Here is a 17886-nt window from a genome sequence, read left to right on the forward strand (position 1 = left end):
TTCACGGAGGGCAAGTCCAGGCTTTCCGCTTCGGGTCGTGGAGCGAGCGACGTTGAAGTGCGACGGTAGGCATCATCAGAGCAGGGCTCCGACGAGTTGCCAGAGGCGATTCATGGGCCCATGCTGGCAGACCGACCCCGGCCCGTGCGTCGGCCCACGGTTTGGATCGTGACTACGACCCTGGTCGTACGTTCAGGGCGTCAGCCTGAGGGTGTGCGCGGCGTCCTTCTTGACCGACTCCGGTGTGGAGCGCATCGGTAACAGGTCGCCCCTGGCCCACACCTCCGCCTGGTCCCAGTAGTTGTCGTGGAAGGCATGCCCGGAAGCGCCCGTCAGGTTGATCCATTGGGAGGCGTCCAGGTCGGACAGATCGACGATCATGCGCATCGACGGCACGGCGCTGACCGTGTAGTCCCTCTGAACGTTCCAGCCCGTGGCGTTCAGCGCGTCCTTGCTCCCCGCCACGGCGAACGGGCCGCGGTTGAACAACCACTCGACCGGCGCGATCCCCGAGGTCCCCAGCGAGCCGTTGACCAGCTCCAGCTGGTGCAGATCGCCCCACCGCCACGCGCGGGCGTCCGTCCCGAGCCGTTCCGACAGCTCGTGGTAGGCCGACGCCATCGCCTGCCGCAGGATGTCGTCACGCCTCTCCGTATGGTTCTTCGTGGTCACGTCATCCCAGAAGGGGTCGTCCGGGAGTTGGAGCAGGCGCCTGATCACCTCGTACCAGCGGTCGCCTCCGGCCGGCCTGGCCCCCTCCGGCAGCTCGTCGTTGAACGTCAGCACGAGCAGCTGCCGCCAGACCGCGTTGAAGAACGCGGCGGGTGCGGAATCGGCGCTCTGCGTGCCGTCCCACGCCTTCAGCAGCTCCCTGGCCCGGATGCTCGGGCCTGCCAGGTTCACCTCCATCAGTGCAGGCACCAGCGTGTCCGCGAAGCCGTTGTGGGTGTCCTGCTGGATCCGGGACATGGTCGCCGCGTCGACCTTGCCCTTCTCGATGGCGTCCTTGACGAGGTCGCGGATGCGCTCGGAGCGGTAGCCATGCGCCCAGTCCGCGGTCAGCAGCGGCCGGTAGCGCCTGGGGTCGATGACCGCGTTGTTCGCCGTCACGATGAAGCCGTCCGCCGGGTCCTCCACTGACGGCAGCTGGTCGTACGGGATGGGCGCCGCCCTCCAGTCGTACTCGCCCGTCCACCCGGGGACGGGCCAGGTGCCGTCGCCTTTCTGGCGTACGGGGATACGCCCGGGCGCCTGGTAGCCGATCTTGCCCGTGGTGTCGGCGTACACCAGGTTCTGCGCGGGCACGTCGAACAGCGCCGCCGCGGCCTTGAACTCCTGCCAGTCGGCGGCCTTGTCCAACGCGAAGATCGCGTCGGCGCTTCTGCCAGGGGTCAGCGCCGTCCACTGCAGCGCGACCGCGTTCGTCTCGCCGGTGGGCTTGGCGTCGCCGATCACCTCGTTGATCAGCGGGCCGTGCATGGTGCTCTTCACGGTGATCGTGACAGGGGAGCCGCCCGCCACCTTGATCTGCTCCTGCCTGGTTTCCAGCTTCAGCTGCTCGCCCTTGTGCAGGTACGTGTCGCCGTCGACCTTCTCCAGGAACAGGTCGGCCACGTCGGGACCCAGGTTCGTGAAACCCCACGCGATCTTGTCAGTGTGCCCGATGATCACGCCGGGAACGCCGGAGAAGGTGAACCCCGTGACGTCGAACGGGCACTCCTCGGAGACCTTCCTGCAGTGCAGCCCCGCCTGGTACCAGACGGACGGCATCTGCGGGGACAGGTGCGGGTCGTTGGCCAGCAGCGGCTTGCCACTGGCGGTGTGCGCGCCGGAGATCACCCACGAGTTCGACCCGACGCCCTCGCGGTCCTCGGTGCCCATCGTGCTCGGCACGGCGTCCATCGTCGCGGCCGCCTGGGTCAGCGCGCCGACGCCGGCGCGTAGCCGCGGCTCGGCCCGCTGGTTGAAGCGGTCCTCATCGATGGTGCCCTCGGTGACGATCGGGGAGTGGCGGTCGTACGGGTAGCCGGGGTAGAGCTGCTCGACCCGCTCCCTGGGCAGCGTGGCGGCGATCAGCGCCCGGTCGATCTCGTCCTCCATGTTGGAGCGCAGGTCCCAGGCCATGGCCTTCAGCCAGGAGAGGGAGTCGACCGCGGTCCACGCCTCCGGCTGGTAGGCGCTGTTCTGGAGCTTCAGAACGGAGTATTCGAGGCTGCGATCGGAGGCGTTGGGGTTGGCGCTGAGCCAGGCGTTCACACCCTTGGCGTACGCGTTGAGGTAGTCCTGGGTCGGCTTGGCCAGCTCGGGCAGCTCCTGTTCGGCGACCCTGCGCCAGCCCATGGTCCTGAGCGCCTTGTCCGTGCCGAGGGTGGAGGCGCCGAAGAGCTCCGAGAGGCGGCCCGCGGTCATGTGGCGGCGGAAGTCCATCTCGTAGAAGCGGTCCTGGGCGTGGACGAACCCTTGGGCCATGAAGAGGTCGGCGGCGCTGCCGGCATAGATGTGGGGGACTCCCCATTTATCGCGATAAATCTCTACATCGGCGGATAACCCGGGTAGTCGCAACGATCCATCAACCTGCGGGAACGACTTCCGCACGGTGTAGACGACGACCCCTGCCAGCACGAGGGCCAGGGCGAGAAGAACGGTCAACACCCGAGCGAACCACCGCAACGGCCGCGGCATCCACGCATAGGGCCTCACCGACACCTCCATCTTGCCGAAACTGGCACTAAGTCTGGCAGCCCGCGATCACTCCTCCGGCCGACTTCACGGTCCTTCGCAGGCGACTTTGAGGTGGCGGTCACAGGAGGCTGCCGACGTCTCACCCGCCGTAGATGGTTGGGGTCATGAACAGCCCGGCGGGCGCACGGTGGTGCGGCGAGCGGCGGTAAGGGTGGGTCAGGTCCAGGTTTGGCCGTCGGGGGTGTCGGAGACGCGGACCCCCAGAGCGGACAGCTCGTCCCGCAGGCGATCAGCCTCCTTCCAGTCCTTCGCCTCGCGCGCCCGGGCCCTCGCCTCCAGGAGTTCCCCCGCCCCCGGGGGCAGCACGGGCACCTTGCCGATGTCCGTGGACAGATCCAGCCCGAGCACCTGGTCCAGGTGCAGGAATGATTCGAACTTCGCCCCCGGGGCCACCGACTCGTCCCGCTCCAGCTCCCGCAGCACCCGCAAGGCCTCGGGCGTGTCCAGGTCGTCGGCGAAGGCGGTCTCCATCCGCTCCACGTACGTGGACGCCATCGGCGCGCTGGGCGACTCGGCCCACTCGGCCACGCGCGTCCGCCACCGCCGCACCGTGCGATCGGCCGCCCGCAGCGTGTCCCACGTCAGGTTCATCTGCTGCCGGTAGCGGTGCTCCATGAACGCCATCCGCACGGCGAGCGGATCGAGCCCGGCCGCCACCACGTCGGACAGCAGCACCACGTTGCCCGTGGACTTCGCCATCTTGCGCCCGTCGAACAGCAGGTGCTCCCCGTGCACCCAGTGCCGTACGACCTCCTGCCCCGCCGCCGCGTTGGACTGGGCCCGTTCGTCCTCGTGGTGGGGGAAGCGCAGGTCGATCCCGCCGGTGTGGAGGTCGAAGGGCGCCCCGAGGTAGCGCAGCGACATGGCCGAGCACTCGACGTGCCACCCCGGGAACCCCCGCCCCCACGGAGCCTCCCAGGTCAGCTCGCCTTCGGCGGGTTTCCACAGGGCCCAGTCGGCGTGGAAGCGCTTGCGCGGGTCGACGGTGTCCACGCGGTGGGCCGGCTTCAGTGCATCCAGGCGATTTCCAGAAATTTCGCCGTAGGTGGGAAATGTCCGTACGTCAAAGAACACCGATCCGTCCGGCACCACGTACGCGTGCTCCTTCTCGATCAGCTTGGCGATCAGCTCGATCATCAGCTCGATCGTCTCGCTCGCGCGCGGCGTGTGCTCCGGCGGACGGAGGTTGAGCGCGGCGGTGTCGGACCTGAAGGCGTCCTCGTAGAAGCGCGCCAGCTCCCGCACGGAGCGCCCTTCGGCCTGCGCCTGCTGCACGACCTTGTCGACCCCGGAGTCGGTCAGGTGGCCGACGTCGGTGATGTTCTGGCAGGCCAGCACGCGCGTCCGCCGCCGCTCGAGCACCCGCCTGATCAGGTCGGACAGCAGGTAGGTGCGCAGGTTGCCCACATGCGCGTAGCGGTAGACCGTCGGTCCGCAGGTGTAGATCCGCGCCGCCCGCCCGAAGGCGAGCTCCTCGACCTGCCTGGTCCGCGTGTCGTAGATCCGCAACATCTCCCGAGCCTAACCGACCCCGGAATGCGGGAGCTCACTCGCCCAGGAAGCCGAGGATGTCCCGGTCGCCGCGCTCGCGCAGCCTGCCCAGGATCTCCTCGCGGGTGGCCGTGTCGGGCAGCCCGATCCTGGCCCCGATCAGCCGCAGCCCCTCCATCTCCGAGCTGACCGGAGCGGTGTAGCCGAACAGGTAGAGCGCGCGATTGATGGGCGGCATCCCGACGGGCGCGGCAGGCAGGTAGCGGGTCAGCAACTCGCCGCCGTCCGACACGGTGAGGAAGACGTGGTCGCCCTCGCTCGCCTTGTACTCGGCCAGCACGTTCCTGATCGACCCCATGGTCGGCTGGTTGTGCCAGCTGATCACCACGTCACCGGACGGCGCCGAGGCGGTCAGCTGCCCACCGGGCGCCATGCCGAGGTAGGCCGCGAACCCCGTCGGCAGCGGCGACCCCGACCCGCGCAGGTGCTCGGCGTTGATGTCCACCCGGTGCCACCAGCGCCCGTCGCGGGAGCGGAAGCTGCGGCGCGTCTCCGACACGTCCTTGCGCGGCTGGTACGGCTCCGCCTCCCCGCTCGGCGAGGTGCCCGCCACGCGGATCCAGCCCCGCTGCGTGCGCTCGAACCCGGGACCGCCCGAGTACGCCCGCACCGAGCTCTCGGAGACGTCGTACCGGGTGGTCAGGTTCGTCACGATCGTGCTCACCGACGCCTCGCCGCCGGCCCGCTCGATCTCCCTGGCGATCATCTCCCTGATCCCCAGATACTCCTCACCGCCCCACCGGGTCAGCCCGTACTTGTTCCTGTCCACCCGCATGAACCGCTCGTCGGCGGTGAGCTGGTTGCGGATGCCGACCAGGCTGTAGTCCTCGCCGATGCGCTCCTGGATCTCTTCGGGCGACAGCGGCGCGCCCGCCACCGCCAGCACCGCCTCCGCCTTCTCGTTGATGCTGCGCGGCCACGGCACCACGTGCTGGCCGAGCACGCGGAGCTGCGGCACGGCCAGGATCCACCGCTCGGCCACGTCCTCGCGCACGCCGAGCTGGGACACCATGGACAGGGCCTCGCCGAGCGGGTGCGGCCCGTCGGCGAACAGCTGGCGCGTCTTCTCGCGCAGCTCGTCCGCCCCGCCCGCGACGAGCCAGCCGTCGGACTGCTCAAAGCCGGTGAGCAGCGTGCGCACGAACCGCCACGCGGGCATCCCGAGCGTACGCAGCTCGGTCCCGTGCCACGGAACGGCGGCCTGCAGGTCGTCGGCGGGGACGGCGGAGCCGAGCCGGGTACGCAGCCACGCCACGTGCGCCACCAGCGCCACCGCGTCGGGGCCGCTGAGCCAGGCCTCCACGTGGTCGCGCAGGTCGCGCTCGATCTGCCTGATCCGCTCCCGCGTCACCGAGAAGCGCTGCGCCAGCTCGTCGAGCGTGGCCCGCTGCGCCGCGTACAGCCGGTCGCGGGCGATGGCCCGCTGCCGCTCGTCCAGCGCCGCGAACAGCGCGTCGATCACTTCGGGCAGCGGCCTGTCCGGCCGGGAGGGCGCGGGCACAGCGTCGGGCACGGGCTCGAGCAGCCGCTCGAACACGCCGGTGAACAGCTTCTGCACGACGTCCTTGCCCAGCGACTCCGGCGTGCGCTCGGCCTCGGCGGGGTCGGAGAAGCGCACCAGCGGCAGGATGTCGCCGAGCATCAGGTGCGCCCAGCAGGCCACGGCCAGGTCGGCCAGGTGGCTCGCCACGGTCTGGGTGCCGACGATGGCGCACGCGCGGTCGAGGGGGATCGCCTGCCACCAGGCCTCGGGCAGCTGGGGCTCCTCCACGATCGGCGCGATTTGACCAGGGGAGGTCCAGCGCACGGGTGGCGCGAGGTCGCTCAGGCTGAGATTCATTGAGGTCCAACCGGCAATGGGAAGTATCCGCAGTTCAGACTATGTGATCAGAGGGGCGTAAAGGGGCTGCCTCTTCCGGAATGGGAGATATAGAGCATCGCCCGCGCACGTGTGCAGGCGACGAACAGTATGCTCCGCTCGCGCTGCAGGGCTCGAGCCCTTGCGCCAGGTTCTTCCGGCGGCGGCTCGGGCACCACGCCCTCCGCCACGCCGATCAGCGCCACCCGCTCGAACTCCAGCCCCTTCAGATGCTGGAAGGTCGAGGCCCGCACGTCCAGGCCCGCCAGCGCCTTCTTGGCCTGCCGGACGAGCCGGGTGGTGCGGGCGCCGACGGCGATCTCGCCGGTGGGCACGCCGTCGGCCAGCCACGACTCGATCGTGGCCCGCAGCCCGGCCAGCTCCGACTCGGGCGAGTCGTACGCCCTGATCATCGGGCGTTCGCCGTTGTGCGTGGCGCGGTAGCCGTACATCTCGGTCGCGCCCTTGACCAGGCCGGGCGCCGGGCCGCCGCCGCGCAGCCGGACCACGAAGGACAGCAGCTCCTGCGGCAGCCGATAGGAGACCTTCAACGTGTGCTGCTGGGCGGGGATGCCGAGGGTGCCCAGAGCCACCCGCGTGTCGGTGACCCGCTGGTGCGGGTCACCCACGATGAACAGGTCGTCGTGCGCGCGCGGCACCGCCGCCCGCAGCAGCCGCCACTGCGCCGGGCTGATGTCCTGCGCCTCGTCCACCACGATGTGACGGTACGGCTTGCGCTCCGGCTCCACGTCGTCCAGCAGGTCGCCGGTCGTGAGCGACAACAGCCTGAGCGCCTCGTCCGTCAGCTGGGCCAGCGACCGCGCCCCCGGGCCCACCAGCGGCGGGCGGCGGCCCTCCGCGTCGGCCACGATGCGCATGGCCAGGCGCTCGGCATTGTCCACTTCGACCCGCTTGCGAATGATCTCGTCCTCGATCAGCTCGTCCAGCCTGGCCGACAGCTCCTCGGCGAGGCCCTGCGAGAGCGTGATGAGCAGGACGGGACCGCTGCCGTTCGCGGCCAGGTGGGCGGCGCGGTGCAGGGCCATGACGGTCTTGCCGGTGCCCGCGCCGCCGACCACCAGCACCGGATGCTCGTAGCGGGCCGCCCTGGACAGCCGGTGCTGTGCTGGATGAGGGAACGTGCACCACTCCGGCGCCCCCAGGACCCGGTCGAGCGCCACCTTGTCGGCCGCGAACGCCGCCCGGTCCGGGCTGCGCCGCAGCGCCGCGTGCAGGTCGTCGGGGTCGATCGCCCCGGGGTCGGCGTCCGAGGCGCGCCAGGCGTCCAGCTCGCGCCAGGCCTCGGCCAGCGAGCCGCCGCGGGCCAGTACGGCGAGCGGCAGGTGCTGGGTGGGCGGCAGCAGGGGTTCGAGCGCGGCCACGTCGGCCTCGGTCGTGATGAGCCGGAACAGCGGCAGGGCGTGCCCGTCCAGGCCGAGTGCCAGCAGGTCGCCGTCGCAGATCGGGGCGAACAGCCGCGACGAGCCGGCGGACCTGCGTAACGCGGGCTCCACCCGCTCCAGGGCCTCGGCGTCCCACTCCTCGACGACGCCGACCACCGGGTTGACGCCGTACCTGTGGCGTTGCGCGTACGACCAGGCCTCGGGGTCGGGCAGGACCGTACGCAGCCAATAGACGTCCCGCTGGCGTACCACCACCCCGCGATGCCCCTCGGCCAGCCGCAGCGTGGCGACCCGCGGATCTCTGGCCCCCCGCACCCGCTCGGGGTGCGGGGCGCCGGCCACGTTCAGCAGGAACCGGCGCAGCGCGACCACGGCGTCCCTGCGCACTGGCTGGGCCAGTGCGCTGAGCTCCCTGGGAAACTCAGGGCCGATCGCGAGCCGCGGCACAGGCTCAGTCCAAGAGGGCGAGCAGATCGCGGTCCCCGCGTTCGCGGAGCCTGACGAGCAGGTCCGGCAGGCTGACCGGACCCGTCATGCCGATCCTCGTGGCGATCACCCGAGCTGCCTGATCTTTGGTGCCGCCCGGAGCCGTGTACCCGACCAGGCGCAGCGCCTTGGTGATCTTCTCGGCGCCCTGCGCGGCGACCGGCAGGTGCCTGGCCCGCAGCACGCCCTCGTCCGACAGCGTCAGGAACAGGTGCCCGCCCTCGCGGGCGCCGACGTCCACGAGGAGGCGTTCGATGGACTCGAGCACCGGCCTGCCGTGCCAGGTCATGGTCAGCTCGCCCGCGGCGCTCCTGACCGTCCTGCTCTCGCCCGGCGACAAGCCCAGGTAGGAAGCGAAGCCCGTCGGCAGTGCGCACTCGCCGCCCGCCAGCTGCTCGGCGGTCACGTCGATGCGCAACCACCAGCGGCCGTCCGGCTGCCTGAAGCAGCGCCTGGTCTGGGAGACGTCCTTCAGCGGCTGGTACGGCTTCTGCTCGCCCTGCCCGCCGTTGGACTCGCCCGGCGGGGGCGCGGCCGGAGCGAACGCCTGGAACTGCGGCGGTCCGGGGGGCGGCGGCATCGGCACGTGGCCGAACGCCGACTGCGGCGGCAGCTCCATCGGCGGATGCGGCCGCGGCGGGGGCGGCAGGTCGATCTGGGGCTGCTGGGCCACGGGCTGGGCCTGGCCAGGCAGCGTGGCCAGCACGAACTGCCAGGCGGGCACCTCCAGCGCGCGGATCTCCACCCTGTGCCAGTCGGCCGCGCCGATCAGCTCCTCCTTGGGCGCCGCGGGGCCGAGCGTCCTGCGCAGCTCGTCCAGATGCGCCCGGTACGGGGCCGCCTCCTCACTGGCCAGCCAGCGGTTCAGGCGGTCGCGGAACTCGTTCTCCGTGGCGGAGATCTCGGCCGGCGGGACGGCGAACAGCTTGGCCAGCTGGTCCACGGCCGAGGGCTCGTCCGTGAACACCCGGTTCTGCGCCACGGCCCAGCTCTTGTCGTCCAGCCCGGCGAACGCGGTTTCGATGAGCTGGGGGAGCTCCTGCTCGTGCGCTTCGGCCGCGGCCGGCTCCTCTTCCTCGTCCGCCTGCCCTGCTTCGGCGCTCTCCTCCGGAGCGCCCTCCGCTCGGGGGCTCTCCTCCAGGGCTCCCTCGGCTTCCGCGCTTTCCTGCGGAGCGCCTTCGGCTTGAGGGCTCTCCTCCAGGGCGCCGACGGCTTCGGGGGTCTCTTCTGGGGCGCCGACGGCTTCGGGGGTCTCCTCCGGTGCGCCGACGACTTCGGCGCCTTCCTCCGGAGAGCCCTCGGCTTCGGCGGCCTGCTCCGGGGCGTCCTCGGTCTCGGGCGAGCTCGGGGGCGCTTCTTCCGCAGACGCGGCCGCTTCTTCGGCCGCCGGCTCCGGCGTGGGGTCCTCGGCCGCGTGCAGCACGGGCTCGGGCCCATCGCCCGCCTCGACAGCGGGCTCGGCGTCGGCGTCCAGCACCGGCGCGGCGCTTTCCTCTGGAGCGCCCTCGGCTTCGGCGGCCTGCTCCGGGGCGCCCTCGGCCTCGGGCGAGCTCCGGGGCGCTTCTGTCGCCATTGCGGCCGCTTCTTCGGGCGCCGGCTCCGGCGTGGGGTCCTCGGCCGCGTGCAGCACGGGCTCGGGCCCATCGCCCGCCTCGACAGCGGGCTCGGCGTCGGCGTCCAGCACCGGCGCGGGGCCTTCCGGCGCGTCTTGAGCCGCGCCCTGCTGGGCCGCCGCCTCCTGTGGGAGCGCGCTCTCGGGGCCGTCCGCGCCTGCTGCGGCAGGCTCAAGGTTGCTTTCGGCCGGCGCGGCGGCCTCATGCTCGCCCGGCGCGGCGTCCGGCGCATGCGCGGGCTCCTCGGTCGCCGGCACCGGCTGCGGCGCCTCAGCGACGGCCTCGGGCACTGGCGCGGGTGCGGGCTGCGGCAGGCCGTGCCGCTCGCCCCGCGGCGCGGGGATCGCCGCGGGAGCCGGGCCGGCCGCCGATGAGGCCACAGAGGCCGTCCGGGCGGCCTGCGGGGACGCCAGGCGGGCGAACACGGCCGCGAACAGCGTGTTGAGCACCGGGCGCGCCTGGATGAAGGGCTGGTCGACCAGCTCCCGGCTGGTCAGCCCCAGCAGCCCGGGCCACGACCCGGCCCGGTCGAGCGCGATCGCGACGGCGGGCTCGTCGGCGTCATCCGGGTCGAGCACGTGCAGCGCGGGCAGCACGTCACCCAGGGCCGCCGCCGGCCACTGCTCGAGGGCGATCTCCGTCAGCAACTCGCCCAGGGACTCGGGGCCGATGGCGGCGAGGACATGCGGCATGGGCAGACTGCGCCACCACGCATCCGGCAGGTCCGGCTGCCCGGTGAGTAGCGTGATCGTCGACGCGTCGCTCCACCTCAACGGTGGTACGAGGTCGCTCAGGCAGAAGTTCATCCCGTTCCGTTCACCAGCCCCTCACGCCGCCGCAGCGGTGCAGCCATAATCTCGCCGCCCACGGAACAGACCATAGTCCGGCAAAACAGCCCTACGCATCATGCACTACGCATCAGCGCCGAACAGCGGCAAAGCGCAAACGCACGTAGTCGGCCATCCAGCCAGTCTCCCTGCGAAGCGCGGGCGCTGCCAGCTCATTGACCCGACGAAGCAGGGGCTCCACGATGTCCGGCGCGAGCCCCTTGAGCGCCGAGGCGGCGAACATGCGTACCCAATCGGCCGCCCCGCCAGGGCATTCGTCAAGTGGGGTCGGCCGGTCGAAGTATTCGAGCAGCCTGACGACGAACCCCTCCTGCTCGAGCCGGCGGGCGTACTCGGCAGGCGTGGGAAAGTACCACGGCAGATCGGGCTCCTGCAGGCCGTACTCGCGCCAGGCGGTCAGCATCGCGGCGGTCAGCTCGGCGCAGTTGCCCGCCCCGCCCATCTCGGCGACAAAGCGCCCGCCGGGCGTGAGCGCCTCGCGCACGTTGGCGATCACGATGGCGGGATCCCGGCTCATCCAGTGCAGCGCCGCGTTGGAGAAGACCGCGTCGTACGGGTCCACCACGGTGAAGTCGTGCCCGTCCCCGACGATGAAGTTGATGCCCGGGTACTGCGCCAGCGCCTTCTCGATCATGGCGGACGAGCCGTCTATGCCCAGGACGTCTGCGCCCCTGAAGGCGAGCTGCGCGGTGAGCACGCCCGTGCCGCACCCGAGGTCGAGCACACGCTCGCCGGGCCGCGGATCCAGCAGGTCGACCAGCGGTGCGCCCTGTGTGGAGACGTAGCCGAAGCTGCTGTCGTAGGCGCGACTGTTCCACCGCTCCAAACTCGGTGTGTCGTATCGCAAGACGATCAGCTCACATTCGTCAGACATCGGGCCCCCGTGGCCGTGCTGTCTGTTCACTTTAGAGCCTGAACGTCCCTAGGACATATCGAGTCACATTGGACTCATCCCACGCTCTTCGCCCACTCCTTCTTCAAGTACGCCTTCGCCGCGTCTGCCTGGGGAATCGTCATGAGGACGGGCGGCCCCGGCGCCTTGGGCAGTTTGGCCGCCTGGGCCGTGTCGAGCGTGCCCTTCATGGTCATGGCCTCACCGCGGGCCGGCCGGGCCCAGCCCTTCTGGAGCAGATTCTGGCCCTCGTCCGAGAACAGGAACTCCTGCCACAGGCGGGCCGCGGCGGGATGCGGGGCGGCCTTGTTGATCGCCTGCACGTGGTAGCCGCCGAGCGCCGCGTCCCGCGGAATCGTCACCTGCCACGCGTCGGGCTGGCCGGCGCTGCGGGCGGCGTTCAGGTGATCCCAGGCGACGATCGTGTTGGCCTTGGCCAGGTCGGTGAGCCGGCCGCCCTGCTTGAGCTTGGCGAACAGCTCCACCCCTTGCTCGGGCCGCGGCACTCCGGCCCGCATGGAGGCCGCCATCACGCCGCCGAACGCCGACGCCGAGCGCAGCGGGTCCCCGTCGAGTGCCACCCGGTAGCCGGGCTGGAGCAGGTCGGCGAAGGAGGCAGGGGGCTTGACCGCGCGCGGGTCGTACCCGATGGACATGTAACCGCCGTAGGCGGCGTACCAGGCGCCGGACGGATCCTTCACGTCGTCGGGCAGGTCCTGCCAGCCCAGCACCTTGTATGGCGCGAACCTGGCCGCCTCGCGCACCGCGACGTCCAGGGTCAGGTCGAACACGTCGGGCTTGAGCTGCGCGGCCGCGTCGATCTGGCGGCGGCTGCTCGCGCCGGGCTCGAGCTCGTTGACCTTGAGCCCGTACTTGTCGGCGAAGGTGTCGATGATCTCGCCGTAGTTGACCCAGTCGCGGGGCAGCGCGATCACGTTGAGCTCGCCCTCCCGCTTGGCGGCCTCGGCGAGGCGCTCCATGTTGGCGAAGCCGGACTTCAGCGAGCCCGCCTGCACGTTGACCGGCGGCAGGTTCTCAGCCGGTTGCGAGGATGTGGACGCGCCGCATCCGGCGCTGGCGAGAAGGGCTGCTGCGGCGGCGCAGGTACGTACAGTCACACATGGAATACTTACCGTTACATCCGCTCAGGTCGAGGAGGCGCGGCCGGGACGACCTTGGCCGCAACCAGCGTCTCCTCAAGAATCTCCACCAGCGTGCCGTCTTTTTTACGAAGTCGTAGCACGCCGGACTCCCAGGACTCGAGGATCCCTACCGCATCGCGATACCCTCCAGATACGCGCCTGCGTGTGGTGATCCGTTTACCTGTGTCCTGACTTGTAATCGCGATGACGAGGCGTGCGGCCACGAGTTTGCCACCCTCCGTTTCGGCCAGCTGGCAAGCACGGCAATACTAGGGCGTAGCAAACCGCGGTCAGACTCATGCCATGGTGCGGAGAAGAAGGAGCTCGAGGTGACCTACGTCATCGCGCAGCCTTGCGTGGACGTCCTGGACAAGGCGTGCATCGAGGAATGCCCCGTCGATTGCATCTACGAGGGCGAGCGCATGCTTTACATCCACCCCGACGAGTGCGTGGACTGCGGCGCGTGTGAGCCTGTATGCCCCGTCGAGGCGATTTTCTATGAGGACGACCTTCCCGAGCAGTGGAAGGACTACTACAAGGCGAACGTGGACTTCTTCGAAGACCTCGGCTCGCCCGGTGGCGCTTCCAAGGTCGGGAAGATCGACAAGGACCACCCGGTGGTGGCCGCCCTGCCGCCGCAGGCTGAGGACCACTAGCCGGTTCTGATACGCCTCGCGAGGGGGCATCCCGTGCTGGATGCGCCCTCGCGGCGTGTGCTTTTCGTACGGCAACGCAACACCCTGGAGAACCGTGAACAACCTGCCCGACTTCCCCTGGGATCGGCTGGAGCCGTACAAGGAGCGCGCACTCGCACATCCCGACGGCATCGTCGACCTCTCGATCGGCACGCCGATCGACTCCGTGCCCGAGGTCGTCAGGCACGCCCTCGTCCAGGCCGCCGACAGCCCCGGCTACCCGTTCACGCACGGCACCAAGTCGCTGCGCGAGGCCGCGGCCGGGTGGCTGCGGCGCAGGCACGGCGTCACCGTCGAGCAGCAGGACGTGCTCCCGCTGATCGGCTCCAAGGAGTTCGTCGCCTGGCTGCCGACCTATCTCGGCGCCCGGCGCGTGGTCTTCCCCGAGCTGGCCTACCCCACCTATGACGTGGGCGCCCGCCTGGCCGGGGCCGTGGCCACGGCCTCCGACAGCACGCTCGCGCTCGGCCCAGAGCAGGTGGACCTGCTCTGGGTCAACTCGCCCGGCAACCCCACCGGCCGGGTGCTGCCCGCCGAGCACCTGCGCAAGGTCGTCTCCTGGGCCCGCGAGCGCGGCACGATCGTCGCCTCCGACGAGTGCTACATCGAGCTCGGCTGGGAAGAGGAGCCGGTCTCGATCCTCCACCCCGACGTCTGCGGCGGCTCCCACGAAGGGCTGCTCGCGGTTCACTCACTCTCCAAGCGCTCCAACCTGGCCGGCTACCGCGCCGGGTTCGTGACGGGCGATCCCGTCCTGGTCAAGCGGCTGCTGGAGATCCGCAAGCACGCGGGCATGATGATGCCGGCCCCCGCACAGGCCGCGATGACGGCCGCGCTCGGGGACGACGCGCACGCCGACGCCCAGCGCGAGCGCTACGCCGCGCGCCGCGCCCTGCTGCGGCCCGCGCTGGAGCAGGCGGGCTGGCAGATCGACCATTCGACGGCAGGGCTCTACTTCTGGGCATCGAACGGGCAGAACGCCTGGGACCAGGTAGGCAAGCTCTCCGAAATCGGTATTCTGGTCGCCCCCGGCGAGTTCTACGGAGCGGCAGGTGCGCGGCACATCCGCATCGCCGTCACCGCCACTGACGAACGCATCAGTGCGGCGGTGCGCCGCCTCCAGTAGGATCGCCCGTCAAAAGCAAGCCAACAAATCGATAAGGGCTTACGCCGAGGCAGGCCGCGAGTGGAGCGAGCTGATCGATGAGCGTGACCTCCATGGTCGTACTCGGGCTGAGCATCGCCCTGGTCCTCCTGCTGCTGGGAGCCTTCTTGGCCACCTTGCGGCAAGACAGGAAGGGCCGCACGAGCACGCCGCCGCCGGTGGTCGAGGTCGCTCCCGTCGAGAGTCCCATGCCGGCTCCGGTCAGCGTGCCGGGGCAGGCCGGCACCGATTACATCGACCCGCGCACGATCCAGGTGGGTGACCGGATCGAAGTGCTCGGGTCGCCCGCCCGTGTGCTGGGCGCCATGCACATTTCGTGGCAAGGGCAGCAGTGGACCGAATACCTGCTGCGGGATGCTTCCCGGCGCCTGCAGTGGCTCTCGGTCGAGGTGCGTGCCGGCGATCGGCCGCATTTGGAAGTGTTGCTCTGGAACGACGTGCCCACGCAGGGCATGATCCCGGCCAAGAGCATGCTGATCATGGAGGGCGTGGAGTTCTTCCCGATCGAGCGGGGCACGGCGGCGTTCCGGAGCGAGGGGGACACCGGTAACCCCGATCGGGGATTGCTCGATTTCGCCGACTACCGCGCCTCCGACGGACGGTTGCTGTCCTTCGAACGCATTCAGGGCAGCGGCTGGACGGCCAGCTACGCCCAGCCCCTGCCGCCTGGCTCCATCTCCATCGTCCGCCGCGCCTCGTAGCGCACCCAGCCCCGGGGCGGGTCAGGAGAGCTCGACCTGGGCGGTGCCGGACGTGTCGCCGGCTTTCCAGCCTTCCAGCTCGACGTCGTTGGACCACGTGGCGCCGCTGTAACGGACCTGGCTCAGCGCGTACTTCTCGGCGTGGGCCACCGACCAGGCGGCGATCAGCCACCCGCGCTTCTTGCTGACGATCGCGGTGCTGCCCAGCGCCCGGGCGAGTTGCTTGCGCGCCTCGGTCGTCTTGGGCCGCGGCGCCGGGGTCTTGGCCGTCGGATACCAGCAGTGCACGGCCTGCGGCACCCGGCCGGTGAAGGCCGCGGCGAGGATCTTGGCCTCCCCCTCGTGCGGCGCGTACGCGTAGCCGCCCGCCGAGCGCTGCACCGCCTGGGCCGCCTCCGCCAGCGGGATCTTCCGGTAGTTCTTCACCTTCACCAGGGCGGCGAAGAACTTGTTCGTGGCGTAGACGGGGTCCATGAGCTGCTCCTTGCGGCCCCACCCCTGCGACTCGCGCTGCTGGAACACGCCCACCGAGTCACGGTCACCGTATTCCAGGTTCAGCAGCTTCGACTCCTGGATCGCGGTCGCGTAGGCGATGACCACGGCCCGCTCGGGCAGCTTCCTGCGCGCCGCCACGGCGGCGATCGTGGCGGAGATCTGCGCCTGCTCTGGTTGGAGCTCACGGACGCCGTCGGGGGTGCGCACGACGCAGTAGGGGTCGGGCACCGCCAGCGGCGTCGCCTTCTTCAGCAGGTGGTAGACGCCCACGGATATGCCCACGGCGAGCACGACCATGATGATCGCGATGGTGATGACTCCACGGGAGAACCGCATGCGCACCCTGAAAAACCTACCCGGCCTGGATAAGCTCCGTGGCCATGAGTGACGTGAGCACCTCCACACCGATATCCCCGGCCATAGACAAGCTGTGGGAGCGTCGCGCGGAGCTGTCGACCTCCGACGTCGACGCGCGCCACACGGTCGTCGGCGCGGTGGATCAGCTCGACAAGGGCGAGGCCAGGGCGGCCCGCCTGGTGGACGGCGAGGTCGTGGTGGACGAGCGCGCCAAAAGGGCGATCCTGCTGGCCTTCAAGGTGCTGGGCATGGCGCGGTCCCAGGTGGGCGACTTCCATCACCACGACAGGATCCCTTTGAAGAGCTCGTTCGACGGGGTGCGGGTGGTGCCGGGCGCGATCGCCCGCTGGGGCGCCTATCTGGCGCCCGGGGTGGTGCTGATGCCGTCGTTCACCAACATCGGCGCGTACGTGGACGCCGGGACGATGGTCGACACCTGGGCCACGGTAGGATCTTGCGCCCAGATCGGACAAAACGTGCATCTTTCCGGCGGTGTCGGCATCGGCGGCGTGCTGGAGCCGCCCAACGCCGTGCCGGTCGTCATCGAGGACGAGGCGCTCATCGGCAGCCGGGCGATGATCGTCGAGGGCGCCCGGGTGGGGCAGGGCGCGGTCGTCGGCGCCGGCACGATCCTGTCGGGCACGATCCCGGTGATCGACGTGGAGACGGGCGAGGAGCTGGCCCGCGGCCGGATCCCCGACTGGTGCGTGGCGGTCGGGGGCACCCGACAGAAGGAATACCCCGGAGGCACGTTCGGGCTGCCCTGCGTGCTGGTGATCAAGCGGCTGAAGCCGGGGCAGCGGCACGACAAGGCGGCGCTCAACGAGGTGCTGCGGGAACACGGAGTGAACACCTGATGCTGGACCTGACGCAGGACGTACGCGCGCTCACCGCCGCGATCGTGGACATCGAGTCGGTGAGCGGCGATGAGCGGGCGCTGGCGAACATCGTCGAGCGGGCGCTGTCCGCGCTGCCGCATCTGAAGGTGGAGCGGTCGGGGGAGACCGTTGTGGCCCGCACCGAGCTGGGGCGCGCCGAGCGCGTGTTGATCGCCGGCCACCTCGACACCGTCCCCCTGGCCGCCAACCTGCCCAGCCGCGTGGAGGGCGACCTGCTGTACGGGTGCGGCACCTCCGACATGAAGGCCGGCGTGGCGGTCGCGCTCAAGCTGGCGGCCACCGTGCCGGCGCCCAACAAGGACGTGACCTACGTCTTCTACGACTGCGAGGAGGTCGAGGCGGAGCGCAACGGCCTCACCCGGGTGGCCAGGGACCACGCCGACTGGCTGCTGGCCGACTTCGCGGTGCTGATGGAGCCGACCGACGGCGTGATCGAGGGCGGCTGCCAGGGCACCTTGCGCGCCGACATCACGGTGACGGGCAAGCGGGCGCACAGCGCCAGGTCGTGGTTCGGGGTCAACGCCATTCACGGGATCGAGCCGGTGCTGGCGAGACTGAACGCCTACGAGGCGCGACGGCCGGTCGTGGACGCGCTCGAATACCACGAGGGACTCAACGCGGTCGGCGTGCGGGGCGGCGTGGCCGGCAACGTCATCCCGGACGAGTGCGTGGTGACGGTCAACTACCGGTTCGCGCCCGACCTGTCGATCGAGCAGGCGCAGGAACACGTACGGGAGGTGTTCGACGGGTTCGCGGTGAGCTTCGTGGACGCCGCGCCGGGGGCCAGGCCGGGGCTGACGCATCCGGTGGCGGCGGCGTTCACCGCGGCCGTCGGCGGCACGCCGCGGGCCAAGCTGGGCTGGACGGACGTCGCTCGCTTCTCCGCGCTGGGCGTGCCGGCCGTGAACTACGGGCCCGGCGATCCGAACCTCGCGCACCAGCAGGGCGAGTACGTGTCGCTGTCGAAGATCGTCGAGAGCGAGCGTGCGATGCTGGACTGGCTCACAAAATGAAAGTGGCCCTCCTCGCCGGCCATTTG

General features: G+C 70.5%; 14 protein-coding genes. 5 read left to right on the plus strand and 9 right to left on the minus strand.

The genetic code is table 11. The features are described from left to right. Positions 1–192: 192 nt before the first annotated feature. The 8 genes from ACTWQA_RS20520 to ACTWQA_RS20555 all read right to left on the minus strand — a co-directional run bounded on the left by ACTWQA_RS20520 (position 193) and on the right by ACTWQA_RS20555 (position 12759). Positions 193–2682 carry a penicillin acylase family protein gene (locus ACTWQA_RS20520; protein WP_443160836.1) on the minus strand — a complete coding sequence of 830 codons (2490 nt, stop codon included), beginning with the start codon at positions 2680–2682 and terminating at the stop codon, positions 193–195. A gap of 216 nt (positions 2683–2898) precedes the next feature. Then, positions 2899–4254 (minus strand): cysteine--tRNA ligase, encoded by a 1356-nt coding sequence (gene cysS, locus ACTWQA_RS20525; RefSeq protein ID WP_443160771.1) that lies wholly within the window; start codon positions 4252–4254, stop codon positions 2899–2901. Positions 4255–4288: 34 nt separating this feature from the next. Then, positions 4289–6133 (minus strand): sigma factor-like helix-turn-helix DNA-binding protein, encoded by a 1845-nt coding sequence (locus ACTWQA_RS20530; protein WP_443160772.1) that lies wholly within the window; start codon positions 6131–6133, stop codon positions 4289–4291. 47 nt (positions 6134–6180) lie between these two features. Continuing rightward, positions 6181–8001, minus strand: a complete 1821-nt coding sequence (locus tag ACTWQA_RS20535; RefSeq protein ID WP_443160773.1) for a UvrD-helicase domain-containing protein — start codon at positions 7999–8001, stop codon at positions 6181–6183. A 4-nt stretch (positions 8002–8005) separates the two neighbouring features. Then, positions 8006–10459: a hypothetical protein gene (locus tag ACTWQA_RS20540; protein WP_443160774.1), complete on the minus strand. Its 2454-nt coding sequence runs from the start codon at positions 10457–10459 to the stop codon at positions 8006–8008. 112 nt (positions 10460–10571) lie between these two features. Beyond that, a complete protein-coding gene (locus ACTWQA_RS20545; RefSeq protein ID WP_443160775.1) occupies positions 10572–11375 on the minus strand; it encodes a methyltransferase domain-containing protein in 804 nt (267 codons plus the stop codon). A 74-nt stretch (positions 11376–11449) separates the two neighbouring features. Continuing rightward, positions 11450–12511: an ABC transporter substrate-binding protein gene (locus ACTWQA_RS20550; RefSeq protein ID WP_443160776.1), complete on the minus strand. Its 1062-nt coding sequence runs from the start codon at positions 12509–12511 to the stop codon at positions 11450–11452. 17 nt (positions 12512–12528) lie between these two features. Then, positions 12529–12759: a hypothetical protein gene (locus tag ACTWQA_RS20555; protein ID WP_443160777.1), complete on the minus strand. Its 231-nt coding sequence runs from the start codon at positions 12757–12759 to the stop codon at positions 12529–12531. A 105-nt stretch (positions 12760–12864) separates the two neighbouring features. Between ACTWQA_RS20555 and fdxA the strand changes: the two genes are divergently transcribed. From fdxA to ACTWQA_RS20570, 3 genes are all read left to right on the plus strand, one after another. Further along, positions 12865–13191, plus strand: coding sequence for a ferredoxin (gene fdxA, locus ACTWQA_RS20560; RefSeq protein WP_305923991.1), 327 nt, complete (start codon positions 12865–12867; stop codon positions 13189–13191). A 94-nt stretch (positions 13192–13285) separates the two neighbouring features. Further along, a complete protein-coding gene (gene dapC / locus ACTWQA_RS20565) occupies positions 13286–14356 on the plus strand; it encodes a succinyldiaminopimelate transaminase (RefSeq protein ID WP_443160778.1) in 1071 nt (356 codons plus the stop codon). Between the two features lie 77 nt (positions 14357–14433). Next, positions 14434–15096: a DUF4178 domain-containing protein gene (locus ACTWQA_RS20570; RefSeq protein WP_443160779.1), complete on the plus strand. Its 663-nt coding sequence runs from the start codon at positions 14434–14436 to the stop codon at positions 15094–15096. A 21-nt stretch (positions 15097–15117) separates the two neighbouring features. Here ACTWQA_RS20570 and ACTWQA_RS20575 read toward each other — a convergent pair whose 3' ends face one another. Further along, positions 15118–15927, minus strand: coding sequence for a hypothetical protein (locus tag ACTWQA_RS20575; protein WP_305924036.1), 810 nt, complete (start codon positions 15925–15927; stop codon positions 15118–15120). Between the two features lie 44 nt (positions 15928–15971). Between ACTWQA_RS20575 and ACTWQA_RS20580 the strand changes: the two genes are divergently transcribed. Further along, positions 15972–16805 carry a 2,3,4,5-tetrahydropyridine-2,6-dicarboxylate N-succinyltransferase gene (locus ACTWQA_RS20580; RefSeq protein WP_327588874.1) on the plus strand — a complete coding sequence of 278 codons (834 nt, stop codon included), beginning with the start codon at positions 15972–15974 and terminating at the stop codon, positions 16803–16805. Beyond that, positions 16805–17860 (plus strand): succinyl-diaminopimelate desuccinylase, encoded by a 1056-nt coding sequence (dapE, locus tag ACTWQA_RS20585; RefSeq protein WP_443160780.1) that lies wholly within the window; start codon positions 16805–16807, stop codon positions 17858–17860. Before ACTWQA_RS20580 ends, dapE begins: the two co-directional genes overlap by 1 nt. The last annotated feature ends 26 nt before the right edge of the window (positions 17861–17886 follow it).

It is taken from the genome of Nonomuraea sp. 10N515B (assembly GCF_052245915.1).
In the GTDB taxonomy this organism is placed as follows: Bacteria; Actinomycetota; Actinomycetes; order Streptosporangiales; family Streptosporangiaceae; genus Nonomuraea.

What these genes read in the sequence shown, in the direction of transcription:
- dapE (WP_443160780.1), top strand. Translation starts at nt 16,805, where the DNA reads ATGCTGGACCTGACGCAGGACGTACGCGCGCTCACCGCCGCGATCGTG.
- ACTWQA_RS20575 (WP_305924036.1), bottom strand. Translation starts at nt 15,927, where the DNA reads ATGCGGTTCTCCCGTGGAGTCATCACCATCGCGATCATCATGGTCGTG.
- ACTWQA_RS20580 (WP_327588874.1), top strand. Translation starts at nt 15,972, where the DNA reads ATGAGTGACGTGAGCACCTCCACACCGATATCCCCGGCCATAGACAAG.
- ACTWQA_RS20520 (WP_443160836.1), bottom strand. Translation starts at nt 2,682, where the DNA reads ATGCCGCGGCCGTTGCGGTGGTTCGCTCGGGTGTTGACCGTTCTTCTC.
- ACTWQA_RS20540 (WP_443160774.1), bottom strand. Translation starts at nt 10,459, where the DNA reads ATGAACTTCTGCCTGAGCGACCTCGTACCACCGTTGAGGTGGAGCGAC.
- ACTWQA_RS20545 (WP_443160775.1), bottom strand. Translation starts at nt 11,375, where the DNA reads ATGTCTGACGAATGTGAGCTGATCGTCTTGCGATACGACACACCGAGT.
- ACTWQA_RS20570 (WP_443160779.1), top strand. Translation starts at nt 14,434, where the DNA reads ATGAGCGTGACCTCCATGGTCGTACTCGGGCTGAGCATCGCCCTGGTC.
- cysS (WP_443160771.1), bottom strand. Translation starts at nt 4,254, where the DNA reads ATGTTGCGGATCTACGACACGCGGACCAGGCAGGTCGAGGAGCTCGCC.
- ACTWQA_RS20530 (WP_443160772.1), bottom strand. Translation starts at nt 6,133, where the DNA reads ATGAATCTCAGCCTGAGCGACCTCGCGCCACCCGTGCGCTGGACCTCC.